This window comes from Gloeocapsopsis sp. IPPAS B-1203 (assembly GCF_002749975.1).
Classification (GTDB): Bacteria; Cyanobacteriota; Cyanobacteriia; order Cyanobacteriales; family Chroococcidiopsidaceae; genus Gloeocapsopsis.
The window spans coordinates 140168-157992 of record NZ_PEIG01000008.1; the positions used below are offsets into that span (position 1 = coordinate 140168).

At 41.9% G+C, this 17825-nt stretch carries 14 protein-coding genes; 4 read left to right on the plus strand and 10 right to left on the minus strand.

Annotated elements, in window-relative coordinates:
* Positions 1–26: 26 nt before the first annotated feature.
* The 10 genes from CSQ79_RS15660 to CSQ79_RS15705 all read right to left on the minus strand — a co-directional run bounded on the left by CSQ79_RS15660 (position 27) and on the right by CSQ79_RS15705 (position 11725).
* Positions 27–1214, minus strand: a complete 1188-nt coding sequence (locus tag CSQ79_RS15660) for a DegT/DnrJ/EryC1/StrS family aminotransferase (RefSeq protein ID WP_099702101.1) — start codon at positions 1212–1214, stop codon at positions 27–29.
* On the minus strand, positions 1207–2181 hold the full coding sequence (locus tag CSQ79_RS15665) for an SDR family NAD(P)-dependent oxidoreductase (protein WP_099702102.1): 975 nt from the start codon (positions 2179–2181) through the stop codon (positions 1207–1209). The genes CSQ79_RS15660 and CSQ79_RS15665 overlap by 8 nt, the downstream gene beginning before the upstream one ends.
* Positions 2171–2887 (minus strand): acyltransferase, encoded by a 717-nt coding sequence (locus tag CSQ79_RS15670; protein WP_099702103.1) that lies wholly within the window; start codon positions 2885–2887, stop codon positions 2171–2173. The genes CSQ79_RS15665 and CSQ79_RS15670 overlap by 11 nt, the downstream gene beginning before the upstream one ends.
* A complete protein-coding gene (locus tag CSQ79_RS15675) occupies positions 2881–3978 on the minus strand; it encodes a DegT/DnrJ/EryC1/StrS family aminotransferase (RefSeq protein WP_099702104.1) in 1098 nt (365 codons plus the stop codon). The genes CSQ79_RS15670 and CSQ79_RS15675 overlap by 7 nt, the downstream gene beginning before the upstream one ends.
* Positions 3975–5093 (minus strand): Gfo/Idh/MocA family protein, encoded by a 1119-nt coding sequence (locus tag CSQ79_RS15680; protein WP_099702105.1) that lies wholly within the window; start codon positions 5091–5093, stop codon positions 3975–3977. The genes CSQ79_RS15675 and CSQ79_RS15680 overlap by 4 nt, the downstream gene beginning before the upstream one ends.
* A 74-nt stretch (positions 5094–5167) precedes the next feature.
* The gene (locus tag CSQ79_RS15685; RefSeq protein ID WP_099702106.1) at positions 5168–6151 is read right to left on the minus strand and encodes an SMP-30/gluconolactonase/LRE family protein; all 984 of its coding nucleotides are present in this window, start codon (positions 6149–6151) and stop codon (positions 5168–5170) included.
* 11 nt (positions 6152–6162) lie between these two features.
* Positions 6163–8958 (minus strand): N,N-dimethylformamidase beta subunit family domain-containing protein, encoded by a 2796-nt coding sequence (locus CSQ79_RS15690; RefSeq protein WP_099702107.1) that lies wholly within the window; start codon positions 8956–8958, stop codon positions 6163–6165.
* A 78-nt stretch (positions 8959–9036) separates the two neighbouring features.
* Positions 9037–9561, minus strand: a complete 525-nt coding sequence (locus tag CSQ79_RS15695; protein ID WP_099702108.1) for an acyltransferase — start codon at positions 9559–9561, stop codon at positions 9037–9039.
* Between the two features lie 46 nt (positions 9562–9607).
* Positions 9608–10882, minus strand: a complete 1275-nt coding sequence (locus CSQ79_RS15700) for an ABC transporter ATP-binding protein (RefSeq protein ID WP_099702109.1) — start codon at positions 10880–10882, stop codon at positions 9608–9610.
* A 15-nt stretch (positions 10883–10897) separates the two neighbouring features.
* On the minus strand, positions 10898–11725 hold the full coding sequence (locus tag CSQ79_RS15705; RefSeq protein WP_099702110.1) for an ABC transporter permease: 828 nt from the start codon (positions 11723–11725) through the stop codon (positions 10898–10900).
* Positions 11726–13232: 1507 nt separating this feature from the next.
* Between CSQ79_RS15705 and CSQ79_RS15710 the strand changes: the two genes are divergently transcribed.
* From CSQ79_RS15710 to CSQ79_RS15725, 4 genes are read left to right on the plus strand one after another with little or no spacing between them, the layout of a single operon-like run.
* Positions 13233–14378 (plus strand): ABC transporter ATP-binding protein, encoded by a 1146-nt coding sequence (locus CSQ79_RS15710; RefSeq protein ID WP_099702111.1) that lies wholly within the window; start codon positions 13233–13235, stop codon positions 14376–14378.
* A 46-nt stretch (positions 14379–14424) separates the two neighbouring features.
* The gene (locus CSQ79_RS15715) at positions 14425–15510 is read left to right on the plus strand and encodes an extracellular solute-binding protein (protein ID WP_099702112.1); all 1086 of its coding nucleotides are present in this window, start codon (positions 14425–14427) and stop codon (positions 15508–15510) included.
* A 6-nt stretch (positions 15511–15516) separates the two neighbouring features.
* Complete coding sequence (locus CSQ79_RS15720; protein ID WP_099702113.1) at positions 15517–16608, plus strand: extracellular solute-binding protein; 1092 nt, start codon at positions 15517–15519, stop codon at positions 16606–16608.
* A 16-nt stretch (positions 16609–16624) separates the two neighbouring features.
* Entirely contained in the window at positions 16625–17743 is a 1119-nt protein-coding gene (locus CSQ79_RS15725; protein WP_099702114.1) for an ABC transporter substrate-binding protein, read from the plus strand.
* Positions 17744–17825: the final 82 nt, after the last annotated feature.

Genomic DNA, 17825 nt, shown 5'->3' on the forward strand with positions numbered 1-17825 from the left:
ATCCCCTTTTTGCACCATCAATACACTCAAACCTGACAGGCAGTTTTTAAAACTTCAATTGCCCGATCTTGTTCTGCCTCAGTCATTTGGTGAAAAAGGGGCAAAATCATGGTGCGATCGCTTGCTTGTTCGCTTTCAGTGAGGCGATCGCGACCACAAGACCAAGCTTCAGTTTTATATGCCTCTTCACGGTGAGCGCACATAATTCCACGTCGTGTAGAAATTCCCGCATCCAGCATCGCTTGCATAACTTGAACTTGATCGCACTGCTGTGGTAGACGCACGCAGTAACTCTGCCAGTTGCTTTTTGCCCAACTTGGTTGAGTTGGTAATTTCAATCCAGCTACATCTGATAGTTTTTCTTGATAACGTTTAGCAAGAAAACGGCGACGTGCCACAATCTCTGGTAAGCGTTTGAGTTGCTCTCGTCCCACTGCTGCTTGAATATCCGTCATCCGGTAGTTGTAGCCTAGCATTGGATAAGACTCAAAGATAACCTGTTTTGCACCGTGGCGCACTGTATCAGCCACGCTCATTCCGTGTTGTCGCCAGAGACGAAACTGTTTGTCCCATTCAGGATTATTTGTAGTAATCATCCCTCCATCACCAGTTGTAATTACCTTGCGGGGATGGAAGGAAAAGCAAGCAATATCCCCATGCGGCTTGCCGATTTTCTCCCACTTATCATTCCAAAGGATCTCACTACCGATCGCACAAGCTGCATCTTCAATTACTGGTAAATTATAGTGACGGGCAACGTCCAAAATTGCTTTGAGGTCACAAGGCATTCCCATTTGGTGAACGACGAGAATCGCACGAGTGCGTGAAGCGGAGCTATCCCGAAGGGAATCGCTAATTGCATCTGCAATCAACACCGGATTCATGTTGTATGTCTGCGGTTCAATATCCACAAACACAGGCTTAGCGCCACAGTAGCGGATGCTATTAGCAGTGGCAATATAAGAGTGACTAACAGTAATCACCTCATCCCCTGGCTGCACACCTACGGCTAACAGCGCTAGATGCAAAGCTGTGGTACAGTTAGAGACAGCACAAGCATATTTGGCTTCTACATAAGTTGCAAACTCTTGCTCAAAAGCGGCAACTTCAGGTCCTTGCGTTACCCAACCAGACATAATCGCCCGTCCTGCTGCTTCTGCCTCTGATTCACCCATCCAAGGTTTAGCAACTGGGATTTGTGTTATTTTAGACATGACTCGTTTCCTTCGCTAGCTTTTGTTCGCGCCACCAATTGACTAATTTATGCAACCCTTCTTCTAAAGATACTTGTGCTTCAAAACCCAACAAATCTTTCGCTTTACGAACATCTGCTAGTCGGCGTTGCACAGGATTAACTTTGCGCTCTGGTCCATATTCTGGTGGCAAATTTGATTCCATAACTTTAGCCAAACTGTAAGCAAGATCGTTTAGACTGCTTTCTACACCGCTAGCAATGTTAAACACTTCGTCTGTTACGTTGGCTTTAGCAGCTAAGATGTTTGATCTTGCAATATCTTCGATATAAATAAAATCCATTGTCTGCTTACCATCACCAAAAATCAGTGGTGGCTGACCTGCGATGATGCGTTCCATCCAACGAATTAAAACTTCTGTGTAAACGCCGTGAATATCCATACGGGGACCGTAGACGTTGAAGTAACGCAATGCTACATAGTCCAATCCGTACATGTCGTAGAAACTACGCAATAAACCTTCGTTGAAAGTTTTCGCTGCACCGTAGATAGTGCGGTTATTGTAAGGGTGGTGCGATTCAGTAGTAGGAAATTCTTCTGCCATACCATAGATTGAAGCAGAGGATGCAGCAACTACTTTTTTGACATTAGCGTTTACAGCCGCTTCTAAGACATTGAAAGTGCCATCGGCTAGAACTTCTAATGCTAAACGTGGTTCTTGAGCGCATTGAGTGATGCGGATTGCAGCTTGGTGAAAAACGATATCTACACCTTGCATGACGTCAGCGAGAAGTTGGCGATCGCGAATATCACCTTCAACAGTTACCAAATGTCCATTTTCTTGTGCCCAAGCCAGGTTTTCCAACCGTCCGCGCGTGAAATTATCTAGAACAATAATTTCAGAAACTCCCTCCTTGACTAATAGATCGGCAATATGAGAGCCAACTAACCCTGCACCACCTGTAATTAATACTCGACTATTCTGCATTTTCCGTATTTTCCGTATGTTCTAATGGTTGATATCCTTCTCGCCAACGTAAAAACCGAGCAGGAACGCCAGCGACAACAGCAAACGGTGGCACATCCTTAGTAACAACGGCTCCAGCGCCTACAATGCTGCCTTTGCCAACTGTGACTCCTGGCAAGATTACCGCATTCATACCAATGTCGGCTCCTGTTTCGATTCTGACTGGCTTAATTTCCAAGTCGGTTTGGATGATGGGAACATCTATTGGCAATCCTGTATGAGTTGAACCCAACAATTTTGCTCCTGGTCCCCAACCTACATAATCTTCAATAATTAAATCACGAGCATCAAAATAACTTTGAGGACCAATCCACACATAGTTACCGATGATACAGCGACCATCAAACCGTCCTTGAACGTAGCTTTGCGAACCAATAAACACTTGATTACCAATCTCAAATGTTTCTAAGTGTTTAAAGCCGACACCGCTACCGATGTGAACGCTATTACCAAATTGACGTGCCATTGCCCGCCAAATGATGCGTCGCATCAGTGTATCAAATATACCTTCACCTGTCGCAAAGCGACTGTACAGTTCACTTAATCCGTTGTTGCTGTAATGTTGGCGTAAATACTCTGCTGTTCCCGTTTCAAATTCTGGATCTAGTTTTAGCTCTTGTGCGCCGTGTACAGCTTTGATCGTTCTATTTGCAATTAGCTCTAACATGAGACACTCTCACGCACTGCGGCAACAATAGTTTCTAAATGCTCTTGGGGAAGTTCTGGGTACATCGGTAGCGAAAGCACTTCCTTGGCTGCTGCTTCAGCAACAGGAAAGTCACCAGAGTGATATCCTAAATCAGCATAAGCCTGCTGCAAATGGACAGGAATTGGATAATGAATACCTGTTTGAATGCCGCGCTCGTGCAGTCTTTGTTGTAGAATGTCACGTTGTTGCGATCGCAGTGCATAGACATGGTAAACATGATGGCTATAAGGCATTGCAACTGGAGTTTTCACACTCGATTTCAACAATTCGTCATATCGTGCTGCATGTGCTCTACGTGCGTCAGTCCACTGATCTAAATAGCGCAACTTCACCCGCAAAATTGCTCCTTGTAAACCCTCCATCCGATAGTTGAAACCTTTGATAACATGGTGATATCTTTGCTCTTGTCCCCAGTCACGTAACATTCGCACAGCACGAGCATGCTCAGGATTATTGGTAACAACCATGCCTCCTTCACCATAAGCTCCTAAGTTCTTACCAGGGTAGAAACTAAAACACCCTAAATCGCCGATACTACCAACTCGCTGTCCTTGATACTCAGCTCTGTGTGCTTGTGCAGCATCTTCAATGACTGTCAAACCATAGCGACGCGCAATCTCTAAGATCGGCTCCATATCTGCTGGTTGACCGTACAGATGTACAGGTAAAATAGCTTTTGTTCGTTCAGTGATTGCTGCTTCAATCTGCGTTACATCTATTGTGTAGGAAACAGGATCGATATCAACAAAAACAGGCGTTGCACCGGTGTAACAAATTGCTGCAACGGTAGCAACAAAGGTAAAAGGTGTAGTAACGACTTCATCGCCAGCACCAATACCAGCTGCGAGTAGTGCTAGGTGTAGTGCGCTAGTACCTGTATTGACCGCAATGCCATAATCAGCATCGCAATAAGCTGCAAACTCTTCCTCAAAAGCCGTAACTTCACTGCCTAAAACGAATTGAGTACTATCTAGAACATTCAAAACAGCAGTATTGATTTCGTCTTTAATGCTGTTGTACTGCGCTTTTAGATCTACAAATGGAATCATGCTGCTAACCTCGCTGTATTTAATTCAACTAACCCACCTTGTTTTTTCATAGACTGAGTAGCAGCTTCTAAAATTTTGACTACTCGCAGTCCCGCTTCACCATCAGTGATTGGGCGATCGCCTTGTTGAATACAATGAATGAACTGTGATGCTTCAGTTTGCAATGCTTCTGTCATATCCAATTTGGGTGCCCACATATCACCTGTGCGATAACCAACTAGCATCTGATACATCTTTTCACTACCATTGACCGTAATTCCCTTGTCGTATACTTTGACCTTTTCACTTGGTTCTAAGTCGTCATAGCAAATCATTTTTTGACTACCACCAAGTAGTGTCCGACGGACTTTGACTGGTGCTAACCAATTCGCATGAATGTGTGCAATTAAGTTATTTTCAAAAAACAATGTCAGGTAAGCAATGTTTTCTGGTTTGCCTGGAACGTGACTGATACCTGTAGCAGAGACTGCATAAGGCTCGGATTGCAAAACGTAGTCCATAATGGAAAGGTCGTGTACTGCTAAATCCCAAAGCACATTCACGTCATGCTGAAACAAGCCTAAATTGACACGGACAGAATCATAGTAGTAAATGTCACCAACTACTTTGTTGGCGACGAGTTCTCGCATTTTACGTACGGCACCTGTATAAACAAAGGTATGATCGACCATCAGCACCAAATTACGCCGTTTTGCTTCCTCAATCAGTGTTATAGCCTGCTGAGAGTTAACAGTCATCGGTTTTTCTACTAGTACGTGCTTGCCAGCTTGCAATGCTGCTAGAGCTAAATCAAAGTGAGTAGAAACTGGTGTCGCAATGGCGATCGCATCAATTGTTGGGTCGGCAAATAGATCTTGGCTATTTGTAGTCACTTTGATCGCTGGATACCGCGACTGCACCTTTGAGAGTCTTGCTACGTTAAAATCACTAACTGCTACAACTTCTGCTCCTGGTAACTCAGCAAAACTACGGACTAAATTAGGTCCCCAGTAACCATAGCCGATGACACCAATATTGATTGTGTTGGCGGGGCTTTGCTGATTTGAGGAAATTACTGAATATGGATAAACGTTTGAACCAAAACTTGATTTTGAGCGATCGCTAATATTTGTCATTGAAGTACAACCTATGCAAATAAATTTCTAAAAGTAAATTGATATAGAACAACGATGGTTACGCGAACTAACTTCTAATCTTTTTTAAAAGCAATCTTGTCAACTGCAAATTTCCTAAGTAACTTCATCTCTCCAGATTTGAGATCAACAACGAATAGAGAATTAGTTCCTTCAGTAGCAGGATCAGCTAGTGCAAATAATTGACCTGATGGCGAGAAAGCTAGACTTGCTAAATCATTTTTCAAAAGTTTGCCATTAAGGCTCAATTGCACCAATTGAACAAGCTTACCTCTACCAGTGATTGCAGATTTGTTTTGCAGATCTAACTGCACGAGAGTTGGAACTCCTTCTGAATCCATAGCAGTAGCGTAGATTCTGCCGTCTGGAGATTGAGCGAGATTGCTGAACCGATGATTTAATGGTAAATCTGGTAGACCTAACGCAGCACCGGAATCTACTTGACCTGATCTGAAATTAATAACTGCTAGTTCAAAAGGCGGTTGACCTTGATTTAAACTAACAACACTCAGAATCTGGTCGTTTTGGATTGCTAATAAACTTTCAACTGTATTTTTCTTTTTAATTCTTCTCGCTTTTAAGCCTCTTGGTGCAGTTCTACCATCTTCGTTGAAAAGTATAAATCGACTAAAATCACCTCTTCTAGTAGCTGCTGAGACGGAAACAACAAATGTTCCATTTGACAGCGCAGTAAAACCAGTTACCCGTTCCGAAGGCTTTTTAATCACAAAAGCTTTGTTGATGATCTCGATAGTTTCCTGTTGATTTTGAACAGTTTGTGCAGCAATTTCCGTAGTTAAAACTTCTTGACTTGTTACTAAGTTTACAGCTTGTAAGACGATTCCTGGAGTTTTATTAGCAGTTGAGGCATCGGCTAGATCTTCTGTGATCCTGCTGCTAGCTGAAGTAAGACGCACGCCATAAATAGTGAGTGGCGGCTGTTGAGCAAAGGACGTAGTTGCAATGTTAGAGAGTACAGTTGTGGCAGCACTAGCTAGCGCTAACTTACCAAATCGTCTCCGTTTTAGTCTTAAATTCATATATGCAATCTTTAAGAAATAATGATGTTGTTATCTGGAAATTGAGGTTTGGCTCCCATATCTGCCAAGATATTGACAGTTATTTGCTTAACGCGAACATCTTCCCGCGCTGGGCTGACACCATCACTGTCTAGCCCCCATGCCCACTGAATGGTTCCAGAGGCGAAAACTTTAGCTCCACTACTAGCCGTATAGCGAACTGAATGGGCTTTAGTGAAATCTTGGTTCGAGGGAAGGGCTTGTTCTCCTGGCGGTTCGTCGAAGTTTGGTAATAAAGGAGCAGGCTGAACTGTTGATTGGGACAAAGTGACAAGACCAGAAGGACTAAACCCGTTGTTAACAATGAAGTCCCATTCATAGCCAACTAAGAGACCGAGTTGATCTCCATTTTTGAGTCCTGTGTTTGCATAGTAAGGATCAGTACTGTTAGTTACGATATAATTAAAACCACCGTAAATATTTGGGGTGTCGCTACCATACATGACTCCTAGCAAGGCGTTTTCTGGTCTCTGGTTCTGGGCACTGCGGAACTTATTGGTAGCTGCTGAGGCTCCTTGTTGCTGAGCAACTGGATCTAATGTCCAATCTTGTTTGTAGCACGCCATGATTCGGTTGGGCTTCACTTGACCAGCGGCAGGAGTAGAATTTTCAAACCTGACTCGCCAGTAACAAGTATTCGCCGAGAAAAATCCGAGATTAATTTTGGTATTGCGAGCAGCTTCAACAGCATCGCGCATTTCTTTAGACCAGTACTCGTCGTGACCTACTGACAAAAATACTTTGTGATTGAGTAATTTTCGTCCATCGGTGTGTACTTGCATATTGTCTGTGTAGGTGACATTGTAAGCTTGAGATTCCAGCCAACGAATCATGTTGTACTCCCATCGCAAGGGCGTGTCAGCTTCATAAGACTCTTGAATGCTTGCTTGAGAGAAGGGGCGATCGTAGGAAACTTTGAAAGCTCTTTGACCACCAATGCTGTTAAAGCTGTATAAGCTGTAACCTCCTGTCGTGCTATAAGCCAAAACAGTAGAAACCGCACTTTGGAATAGAACGTCTGCATTGCTGCTATCATCGCGCACAACAAACCACACGTGGGCTACTTTGCTTGTTGCGAGGTCAGTTAACTTAGCTACATACAAACCACTAGTCCAGTTGTTACCTACTTGCAAAACGTAGGAAGTTGCCCAGTTACACTCAACCAAGCGGGTATTGGGTTCTAGAGTACAGGCGGGTTGGGTGTTACCATTTAGCGAACCGCTGCTCGCCATTAGTCTCCCTCCTGTGCCGCCATAATAACCCAAGCGGTACACGTCGATAGTAAACTGTCCGGCTTTTCCCAGAGAAACTTTAATGTCTAGCGATCCTCCTTTATTGACACTAGTGGCTGAGGCGTAGCCAGCAATCTCACCACTAGCTCGGTTGACTAGCTTCCAGTTAGTCGTACCAGGATTGAGGTTCTCTAAATAAATGGGGTTAGGATTTGTGGGATTAGCTCTAGCAGTGAAAGTAACGCTATCTGTGTTGGGGGCTGTCACACTTACAGTATTGACTGCACCAGCAGTTGTTCCCAAAGTCAGTGTCGTGCTTGTTTGACCGTTGGTGTTAGTTACGGCAGTAGTAGGTGAAACTGTACCACCTCCACTCACAACTGCAAAGTTGACTGTGACTCCTGATAGAGGATTACCAGCACTGTCTTTGACTTGAACAACTAATGGGTTAGACAAGGTAGTTCCTACTGTACCGCTTTGATTGTCTCCACTTACTTTAGTAATCGTGGGAAAATTGCCAGCACTGAAGGCTATGTCACGGAAATAGTTACTGTTTCGCCAAGAATTGGTAGGAAAAGTTCCCGAATTACCAAATACTCCATTGTTGCCATCAGCAACAGAGCTGATATCTCCATTGACAACTGAGCTTGCTAATCCGTTAGTAGTAGCAACATAGTGGCTATGAATATTGACACTGACTACGTAGGTTGTATTAGCTTGAATATTCAGGGGTGTACTGAGAGTCTGCTGCTGCCAACCAGATGCTGTTTCGTTTGCGAAAGCTACACTGGCTAAAAGAGTACCGTTTGACGACCAAATTTTACCAACATGGCTACCACTATCACTCGGTGCTTTCCAATAACGAATTGCAGTAATCTGTCCTGCTTTGGCACTGCGGAATTTCATTCCTAGTTCGTAAGAAACACCGTCAGTTTCGTTTGGAACTTGTGGCGTCTGAGTTGTAAAAATGAATTGGTTATTTGAGGTTGGAGGGGGAGGTGGGGGAGAAGAATTATTGCTAGCAACGAAGACTATATCGCGGTAGTAGTTACTATTGTTCCAAGCACTAGTTGGGAAAGATCCTGGACTAGTGTTGTAAACTCCATTGCTGCCGTCAGCAACCGAGTTGAGATCTCCATTGACAACTGAACTTGCCAACCCACTTAGAGTTATGGGGTAGTAAAGATTGACATTGACACTGACGACGTAGGTTGTGTTGGCTTGAATATCTAGTGGTGTACTGAGAGCTTGCTGTTGCCAACCAGAACCCGTTTCATTGGAGAAAGTTACACTAGCTAAAAGAGAACCTGTTGATGACCAAATTTTACCAACATGAGTGCCAGTCTCACTCGATGATTTCCAATAACGAATTGCCGTAATTTGACCTGCCTTGGTACTTTGGAACTTCATCCCTAGTTCGTAGGGAATACCGTCAGTCTTACCTGAAGCTTGTGGTGATTGAGTTGTAAATAATGTTTGCTCAATTGTTTGAGCTTGAGCTATAAAAACTTCGTTAGTATCAATTTGACTACTCATTTTGTTGAATATACTTATTCTTATAAAAAAGCCTGTTTAACTTAATACAGATACATTAGGTCTAATTTCTTTTCCTACTTAACTGACATACTGTTTTGGCAACTCTGATAAGCTAACTCTAGGTTCGTGGGCGTCACGGATATTGCCTACAATGCGAGCTGGTACTCCTACCACAGTTGTATTATCAGGAACATCACAAGTGACGACAGCTCCAGCCCCAACTATGGCATTTTCCCCAATTGTGACTCCTGGTAGGATAGTTGCATTGCTGCCAATAGAGGCACGGCGCTTCACGCGAGTTTCAATTACAGACCAATCTGCTTCTGTTTGCAGACTACCATCTTGATTGGTAGCGTGAGGATAAAGGTCATTAGTAAACATAACTCCATGACCAACGAATACTTCGTCTTCTATAACCACACCCTCGCAAATAAAGGTATGAGATGACACTTTACACCGAGAGCCGATCGCAACATTTTTTTGAATCTCGACAAATGTGCCAATTTTAGTTTCGTCGCCAATTGTGCAACCATAGAGATTAACTAAATGAGGATGAAAAATCTTGACGTTGCTACCTAGTTTTACATCATTGTTGATTGGCATTTTTTATTACCTTTCTTAATATTACGAATAGAAGATTTAAGTATTTCTAGATATTTCTGTAAGATGTCCAAATAGCATCTTCTATGTATTTGCATTCATTAGCTTGCCATTCATATTCTTCTCGTTGAGTACCATGCATAGTGACTTCAAACGGGCAGATATTAGTTAAATTTTCCAATAAAGTATTGCTAGAACGCTCAGAAAACCATGTAGTTAAGGTATAAGAACCCATATAAAGCCTTGACTTTGGTATTTCGCAACGCAGAATAAAAGTTCCTGCTTCTTTACGGAAAGGAGCTTGAGAATCAAATAACCAAAAAATACAAATTGGTTGTTGGAGTTCATCTACCACTTGAAAAGAAAAACATAAACTGTGGTGTGGTTTATCTACGTTGAGTGCAAACTCAAAAGTAATAGGTTTCCCCCAGCAATGAACTCCTTGTTCTTCAGAGGTATATGCTCGTACCCAAGCTACATAGTTGCCTGTTTTGTTGGTAGGTGCTTGATAATAAGCTGGTTGTTCATCTGCAGATTTTTGCCCAGCCATGTACAACTGCATAGCTTTATCTGTACAACCATCAAATTGAACGCCACCTTTGAAAAGAAGTACACAACGTTTAGTTAATTGGGCGATCGCTTGCATACTATGACTAACAAATAAGACTGTTCGTCCTTCTTTTGTTGCCACATCTCCCATTTTTCCTAAACACTTCTTTTGAAATGTTGAATCACCTACCGCTAGTACTTCATCTACAATTAAAATTTCTGGTTCTAAGTGGGCTGCAACTGAAAATGCAAGGCGGACATACATTCCAGAAGAGTAACGCTTGACTGGGGTATCTAAAAACTTCTCAACTTCAGCAAAGGCGACAATTTCATCAAATTTTTGCTTAATTTCGGTTCTACTCATTCCTAAAATAGAACCATTAAGGTAGATGTTTTCTCTACCAGTTAATTCTGGGTGAAATCCTGTTCCTACTTCTAATAAACTTGCGACTCGTCCTCTGACAGCTATGCTACCTGCAGTAGGTTCTGTAATCCGACTCAATAGTTTTAATAATGTTGACTTTCCTGCGCCATTACGTCCAATAATACCAACAGCTTCACCTTGTTTAATCTCAAAAGAAACCTCTTTCAAAGCCCAAAACTCTTCTCGAATTTGCTTTGTTTCTTTTTTAGAAAGAGGTTTTAAAGTACCAACTAAGGATTGTGCAGTACTGTTCATTGCCTCACGAAATGTCTTGTAACGGACATTACCTTCCTTTTGATGTCCAAGAACGTACTTTTTACTTAAGTTCTCAACCTGAATTATTGATGACATTTATCTAACTCCTACCTAAATCACGTCAGCAAAAGTACGCTCAACTTTGCGGAAGTATGAAATACCAGTCCATAGCAGTACCGCAACTAAAGCTAGAGAAAGTACAAATCCAGGCATATATATCTGCGATTCACTACCCAAAATTGCCCAACGAAAACCGTCAATTACTCCTACCATTGGATTGAGTGAATATATTAAGCGCCACTTTTCGGGAACAATTGTGCTACTAAAACCTACTGGCGAAATGTATAAACCAAACTGCACAATAAACGGTACAACATAGCGGAAATCTCGATATTCTACAGTTAATGCTGCTAGCCACAATCCCGCACCCATTGACGCTGCAAAAGCAACCAGAATAAATAATGGTAAAGTCAAAACTCGCCAATCAGGGACAAAGTTGTACCATGCCATTAATCCTAATAAAATTATGCCAGAAATCATGAAATCAACAAAGCTGACAATGACTGCACTGGTGGGAATAATTAAGCGGGGAAAGTAAACTTTAGAAAGTAAGTTAGCGTTGCTAATTAAACTATTACTGCATTCTGTCAATGCACCAGAGAAAAACTGCCAAGGTAACATAGCAGCATAAACGAGAATTGGGTAGGGTGTATTACCTTCAGTAGGTAGATTTGCCAATCGACCAAATACAATGCTAAATACAACCATTGTTAAAAATGGGCGAAGCAATGCCCATGTCATCCCAATAACTGTTTGCTTATAACGCACCAAAACATCACGCCAAGCAAGAAAGTAAAATAGCTCTCGATATTTCCAAATATCTTTCCAATACTGACTTTCGGTATGTCCCGCCTTAATAATTAGTTTTCTTGTATGCATATAGTTTCTTCTAAATTACGTCCTGTACTTCTGCTGATGTATTGTTGGCTTATAAAACTTAGCATTTTACAAAAAAAATGAATTTGAAAACTTCGATATGAATATAAAAAACAATAAAAATGTTTTATTTGAAAAAAGAGAATATAACAGTATTACACCTAAGCTATTTACAAAAACATAGCTTATTAGGTTGTGAAACACCCAACTTCAGTAGATATACGGTAGCCAAAAATAATCAAGTAGTATAGCTGAAGAAAATAGAGAATATAGAATGTTCTGAATATCTCATTTAGCTCATATCTTGTGCTTTTTATTAGTTGTAAGGTTGATAAATTCTGAACTGCATCCATCTTATGCTCAAGTAAATTAAACGTCAGAATCTTAATCAGAGCTTTACTCAAAATTTGTATTTAAACCAATGCTTACAAAATTGATATAAAGCTATACACAAACACATTATGTCAATGTTTAAATGTACATCAACACAATTTCTAAAGCTCTCAAGTTGGTTGTTTTTCAAGCATGGTAAAATGAAACAACTCAGTGAGGGAAGTTTAACCATTGCACATTAATGAGTACCTCTTCGCCATTCAAATGACAGCACTGTAAACTAGCAACAATTTATCTACGTGTACTGTTATTGTTTTTAATACTTAATATTAGTTTTGCCACTTAGAAGAAACGATGTGCAGTAGAGAGGTTCAGTCTCTTGAACAAGTTTATAGATGGATAATGTACTAACCACATCTAAGGTTAGCAACTGTTTCTTAATGCTTTGTTATTAAAATTTGTATTAAGTTTGAAGGTCAGTGGAAACACGGTTGCTGCATCGTTATTTTGCTGTTTACATAACTAATTCTGTTCAAGAATGGCTAAGCATTTCTTGCTGAGAGCTTTGAGAGTAACATGGGAATGAGTTTCTCTAAATGATGAATGTAGATAATATATCAAGGCTGCTCATTCTGTAATTGTTTAATTTGAGCTTGTGAGCTATCACAAAATAAATATTTAATAATGTATATGGAGCAAGACATTGCTTCAGAAAAAAGCTCCCGCATTATCTCATAGCGCTACAAGATCACTTATTAGCTGTGAAATCATCAATGAGTTCTGTAAAATTCAGTACATTAGAACTCATCCAACATAGTTTGTTTCAGAATTTTTTTTAATGGTCAGCATTGTTTGGCATCTGTGAGCAGTATCCTCAAGCTGATGATTTTATCTTAAAGTATGGCTTGTACCGTGGTCAATTGATAACACATAGCAAACATCAGCAAAGTAATTAATCAATTAAATATCGATATGTAGTGTAGGCATCTTGTCTGTCCATGCTCAATACGGGAAAATTTGTTGTCTGTGATACATCATTCTTTTTTGTATACAGTATCCTAGTCAATCATTAGTTTAATATCTCCTTTGAACGAGTACAAAATCAGCACAAAGTAAGATGCCAGATTATTGCAAATTAAATTGTGAGGCTGATGTAAACCCTACTTAGTATCTAGATATGGAATCGGTGAAGCATATTGAGTTAGTGAGCAGCCCTGTTCCAGTTCGAGCCAGTGAAGAGTACTCTGGTCATAGCTTGGCACTTGAGGATATCGTGCATCGTTTTGGTGACATGGTAGCGCTGCAAGATATTCACTTAAATATTCAACCTGGTGAATTTGTCTCACTCCTCGGTCCGAGTGGTTGTGGTAAAACAACACTGCTACGAATTATTTCTGGCTTTCTCAAACCAAGCTCTGGCAAAATTTTGATTGATGGTCAATCAGTCGGCGCACTTTCTCCAAAGCAGCGGGGTGTGGGAATTGTCTTTCAAAATTATGCACTCTTTCCACATATGAACGTTTGGGACAATGTGGCATATGGATTACGTGCCAACCGATTTCCGCGTGGTAGAGTTGCCAACAAAGTGGGAGAGATGCTCGAACTTGTACAACTCGGTCATTTAGCCAAGCGTTATCCGAGTGAATTGTCCGGTGGACAACAGCAGCGAGTTGCGATCGCCCGTGCTTTAGCAGTAGAACCAAAACTCATGCTCTTAGATGAGCCTTTTAGTGCTCTAGATAAAAATTTGCGCCTTGATATGCAAATTGAAATTCGCCGCCTGTTAAAAGAGCAAGGGATTACAGCAATTCTGGTGACTCATGACCAAGAAGAAGCAATGAGTATGTCAGATCGCATCGCAGTCATGTCGCAGGGAACAATCCATCAATTTGATACTCCCACTCAAATCTATGATCAACCTGCAACACTGTTTGTCAGTACATTTGTTGGTACGTGTAACCTCTTACCTGGCAAGCTGATCGAACAGGATACCGCAGACTGCGTTGTAGAAGTTCCTGGAGGAGGTCAACTGCGCGTTGCAAATCAAGATACAGTAAAGTCACACAATGATGTTCTACTAGCAGTCCGACCTGAAAATTTACGGATTCAAACCCAACCTAGTACGCACTCTTTACCAACTATCGTAGAAATGTGTTTACCTTTAGGGGCTGTAATGGCATACGAAATGCAAATTGCACCTAATACGAAAGTTAAGGTAACACAACCTCGCCTTCCTGGAACTCGTCCTCTGCAACAAGGACAGCAAATTTATCTAGAACTCGCATCGCCGCAAGCTTGCGCGTTATTTCCAGCAGTGAGTTGAGCATCGTTTACACATTCATTTCATCCTGTCTGTTAAAAATGCATATATGAACTATCGCATGAAGCGCCGCACATTTCTGGGCGCAAGTTTTATGGCAGGTATGGCGATGACAGGGTTAGGTTCCTGTAACCAATCGCAAGGAAGCGGTAATTCATCGCAAGGAGGACGTTTAGTCGCTGCAACTTATCCTGGTAATTGGGAAGATGCGCACCGTAGTATCTTAGTACCAGCTTTTAAGCAAGCAAGAGGAGCCGATGTCACATTAGTTCCTCTTTTAGCTGTCGATCAAGTTGCACGTTTGCAAGCATCTGCGACAAATCCACCGTTTGACACAGCAATTCTCGATCCAGGTCCGTTAATTACTGCCCCAAAACAAGACATTCTACAAACGTTCCCAGCTAATCTAAGTCAACACTTTGCAGACATCTTACCACGCTATCAAGGTGCAGATACAGGCAATTGGGGACCCATTGTCGGATTACAGTTTGTTGGTATTGCCTACAACCCGAAAAAAATTACAACTCCACCATCTTCATGGAAAGACTTGTGGTTGTCACAGTATCGCGGTCGGGTTGGTATTCCTAACATGAATAGTAGCCTTGGTACAGGGTGGATGGTTGAAATTGCCAAGATGAATGGCGGAAGTGAGACAAATATTGAGCCAGCCTTTCAAGCCGTAGAAGAGTTACTACCCAACTTAGCAGCCGTTGCTGCAAATCCAGGTGCTTTATCGACACTATTTCAACAAGGGGAAGTAGATATTGCTCCGCACAATCTCAGCAGTATTGCCGTGTTGCAAGATAAGGGCATTGATGTGGAATGGGTGATTCCTCGCGAAGGTAGTTACGCTTTTGGTGCGTCGATGCATGTCGTGAAAAATCCCACATCGAGTGTGGAATTAGCAACAGCTTATATTGATACTGCTTTAAGTACCGAAGTGCAAACTGCAATGGCAGAGGCTCCATACTATGTTGCACCAGTAAACAGAAATGCACCTCTTCAGGGTGTTCTCGCCGAAAAGATTGCTACTAACTTTGACGAGTACGAAAAGTTTATTTATCAAGATTGGGAAATGATCTCTCAACAGCGATCGCAATGGATTGAGCGCTTTAACCGAGAAGTCACGGTATAAAAACATATGTTAAACCGCCGAATGCTCGTCATGAGTCGTCGAGCCATGCTAGGAACAAGTGTATTTGCCGGTGCAAGTTTACTTCTTAAAGCATGTGCTAACAGTGCAACAACATCCAACACGCCTACTACTGGTGGAAAATTAATTGCAACAACTTTACCAGGTTCATGGGAGCAATTTAATCGTACGGTTCTTGTGCCACAATTTACTGCGGATACCAATGCCGAAGCCGCGTTAGTTCCGTTAGTTTCAGCAGATCAAGTTGCCAAATTACAAGCATCTCCTAATAATCCACCCTTTGATGTACTGTCGCTAGACTCTGGCGTATTTGAAGGTGTTCCGAAAGAAAAACTTTTTCAGAAACTACCAACTCAGCAACTGCAAAACTACAGCGAGTTGGCTGCACAATTTCAAACTCAAGATGCTTGGGGGGCATTAATTGGAGTACAAGCAGTGGGTATTGCTTACAATCCCCGAACTGTCAAAACACCACCATCTTCTTGGCAAGATTTATGGAGTTCGCAATACAAAGGTCGTGTGGCACTTATGGCAATGCGAAACAATCATACGATTGGCTTCATGCAGAAAATTGCCAAAATTCACGGTGGAAGTGCAGAAAATCTAGAACCCGCATTTGATGCGCTAGAAGAACTCACACCGAATTTGACAGGTGTTGTTGCAAATGCAGGTGCACTCATTACTCTATTTCAGCAAGGCGAGGTAGATCTCGCACCACATGACTTAAATAGTGTCAAATTGCTGCAATCAAAGGGAGTCGATATAGATTGGGTGATGCCACAAGAAGGCGGATTTGCACTGACACCAATTATGACAATTGTGCAAAATCCCACAGCAAGTGTGGAACTAGCAACTGCTTATATTGATGCTGCGATCAGTACCGATGTTCAAACACAAATGACTGAGACAAATTATGTTTTGCCGACTAATCGTAATGTTCCGATTCCAGGGGCGATCGCTCAAAAACTCGGTAACAATCTCGAAGAAATTTTGAGCAAGTTAGAGTTTTTGGACTGGGGAACGATTAACAAACACCGTACAGCATGGATCGAGCAATTTGATCAAACTGTCCAAGCTTGAGCAAACCCTACTTTTAATGAATGTTTATGTTCATCCACTTATGATTATGTACCACCGGAGATTAAATGATCTTTCTCGACGTGCTTTTTTGGGAGCAAGTTTATTTGCAGCGACAAGTCTCGTCAAAGCTTGTGGTGGAACAACTGCAACAAGTGGCAGTACTACGGGTGGAAGAATTATTGCTACTTGCTTTGCTGGTAGTTGGGAACAGTTTTATCGCAACGTTCTGATTCCAGCTTTTACTAAAGCTACTGGAGGCGAAGTGAGCTTAGTGCCGATGGTTTCACTAGAGCAAGTCGCTCAACTTACGGCATCACCGAATAATCCTCCATTTGATATTGTTTTACTTGATGAAGGACCATTCAACGCAGCATCACAAGAACAGTTATTTGTCAAGCCCGATGTAGAGCTAATTCAAAATTACGCCGATGTCTTACCAGAGTTGCAAAATCCTGATGGCTGGGGACCAACAACAGGCGTTCAAGTTATGGGTATTGCTTATAATCCCAAAACAGTATCAACTCCGCCGACTTCTTGGGAAGATTTGTGGGATTCCAAGTATCGCAATCGAGTATCGATGCAAGGAATGCAGACGACTCAAGGCACTTCTTTGATGGTACAAATTGCAAAAATGCGTGGGGGCGATGAGACTAATATTGAGCCAGCGTTTAGCGCACTTCAAGATTTAAAACCAAATTTAACAGGCATTGCATCGAATGCAGGAGCTTTAGCGACACTCTTTCAACAAGAGGAAATTGATTTAGCACCACACGATCTGAATAATGTTGTTGCTTTGCGATCGCGCGGCGTGAATATTGATTGGGTAATGCCTCAAGAAGGCGGAATTGCCTTGCGTCCGGCGCAACAGATTGTTAGAAATACAACTGTTAATCCAGAATTGGCAGCTGCTTTTATTGATACTGCGCTGAGTGCTGATGTGCAAAGTGCAATGGCATCGGAGCCTTATTACTTTTTACCTTCTAATCGCAATGTTGTCTTATCGGGTGTGTTGGCAGAAAAGCTGGGTAATAACTCAGAAGAGGTTTTAGATAAATTGGTACTTCTTGATTGGAACGCTATTAATAAACAGCGTACGGCTTGGATTGAGCGATTTGATCGCGAAGTACAAGTTTGACGTGAAGATAGCCTAGCGACTAAAGTCGCGGCTGAAAAACAAAGTCCACCTGCGTGGACTCATGAAACAAGGTTGTACAAAA

What these genes read in the sequence shown, in the direction of transcription:
- CSQ79_RS15660 (WP_099702101.1), bottom strand. Translation starts at nt 1,214, where the DNA reads ATGTCTAAAATAACACAAATCCCAGTTGCTAAACCTTGGATGGGTGAA.
- CSQ79_RS15665 (WP_099702102.1), bottom strand. Translation starts at nt 2,181, where the DNA reads ATGCAGAATAGTCGAGTATTAATTACAGGTGGTGCAGGGTTAGTTGGC.
- CSQ79_RS15670 (WP_099702103.1), bottom strand. Translation starts at nt 2,887, where the DNA reads ATGTTAGAGCTAATTGCAAATAGAACGATCAAAGCTGTACACGGCGCA.
- CSQ79_RS15675 (WP_099702104.1), bottom strand. Translation starts at nt 3,978, where the DNA reads ATGATTCCATTTGTAGATCTAAAAGCGCAGTACAACAGCATTAAAGAC.
- CSQ79_RS15680 (WP_099702105.1), bottom strand. Translation starts at nt 5,093, where the DNA reads ATGACAAATATTAGCGATCGCTCAAAATCAAGTTTTGGTTCAAACGTT.
- CSQ79_RS15685 (WP_099702106.1), bottom strand. Translation starts at nt 6,151, where the DNA reads ATGAATTTAAGACTAAAACGGAGACGATTTGGTAAGTTAGCGCTAGCT.
- CSQ79_RS15690 (WP_099702107.1), bottom strand. Translation starts at nt 8,958, where the DNA reads ATGAGTAGTCAAATTGATACTAACGAAGTTTTTATAGCTCAAGCTCAA.
- CSQ79_RS15695 (WP_099702108.1), bottom strand. Translation starts at nt 9,561, where the DNA reads ATGCCAATCAACAATGATGTAAAACTAGGTAGCAACGTCAAGATTTTT.
- CSQ79_RS15700 (WP_099702109.1), bottom strand. Translation starts at nt 10,882, where the DNA reads ATGTCATCAATAATTCAGGTTGAGAACTTAAGTAAAAAGTACGTTCTT.
- CSQ79_RS15705 (WP_099702110.1), bottom strand. Translation starts at nt 11,725, where the DNA reads ATGCATACAAGAAAACTAATTATTAAGGCGGGACATACCGAAAGTCAG.
- CSQ79_RS15710 (WP_099702111.1), top strand. Translation starts at nt 13,233, where the DNA reads ATGGAATCGGTGAAGCATATTGAGTTAGTGAGCAGCCCTGTTCCAGTT.
- CSQ79_RS15715 (WP_099702112.1), top strand. Translation starts at nt 14,425, where the DNA reads ATGAACTATCGCATGAAGCGCCGCACATTTCTGGGCGCAAGTTTTATG.
- CSQ79_RS15720 (WP_099702113.1), top strand. Translation starts at nt 15,517, where the DNA reads ATGTTAAACCGCCGAATGCTCGTCATGAGTCGTCGAGCCATGCTAGGA.
- CSQ79_RS15725 (WP_099702114.1), top strand. Translation starts at nt 16,625, where the DNA reads ATGAATGTTTATGTTCATCCACTTATGATTATGTACCACCGGAGATTA.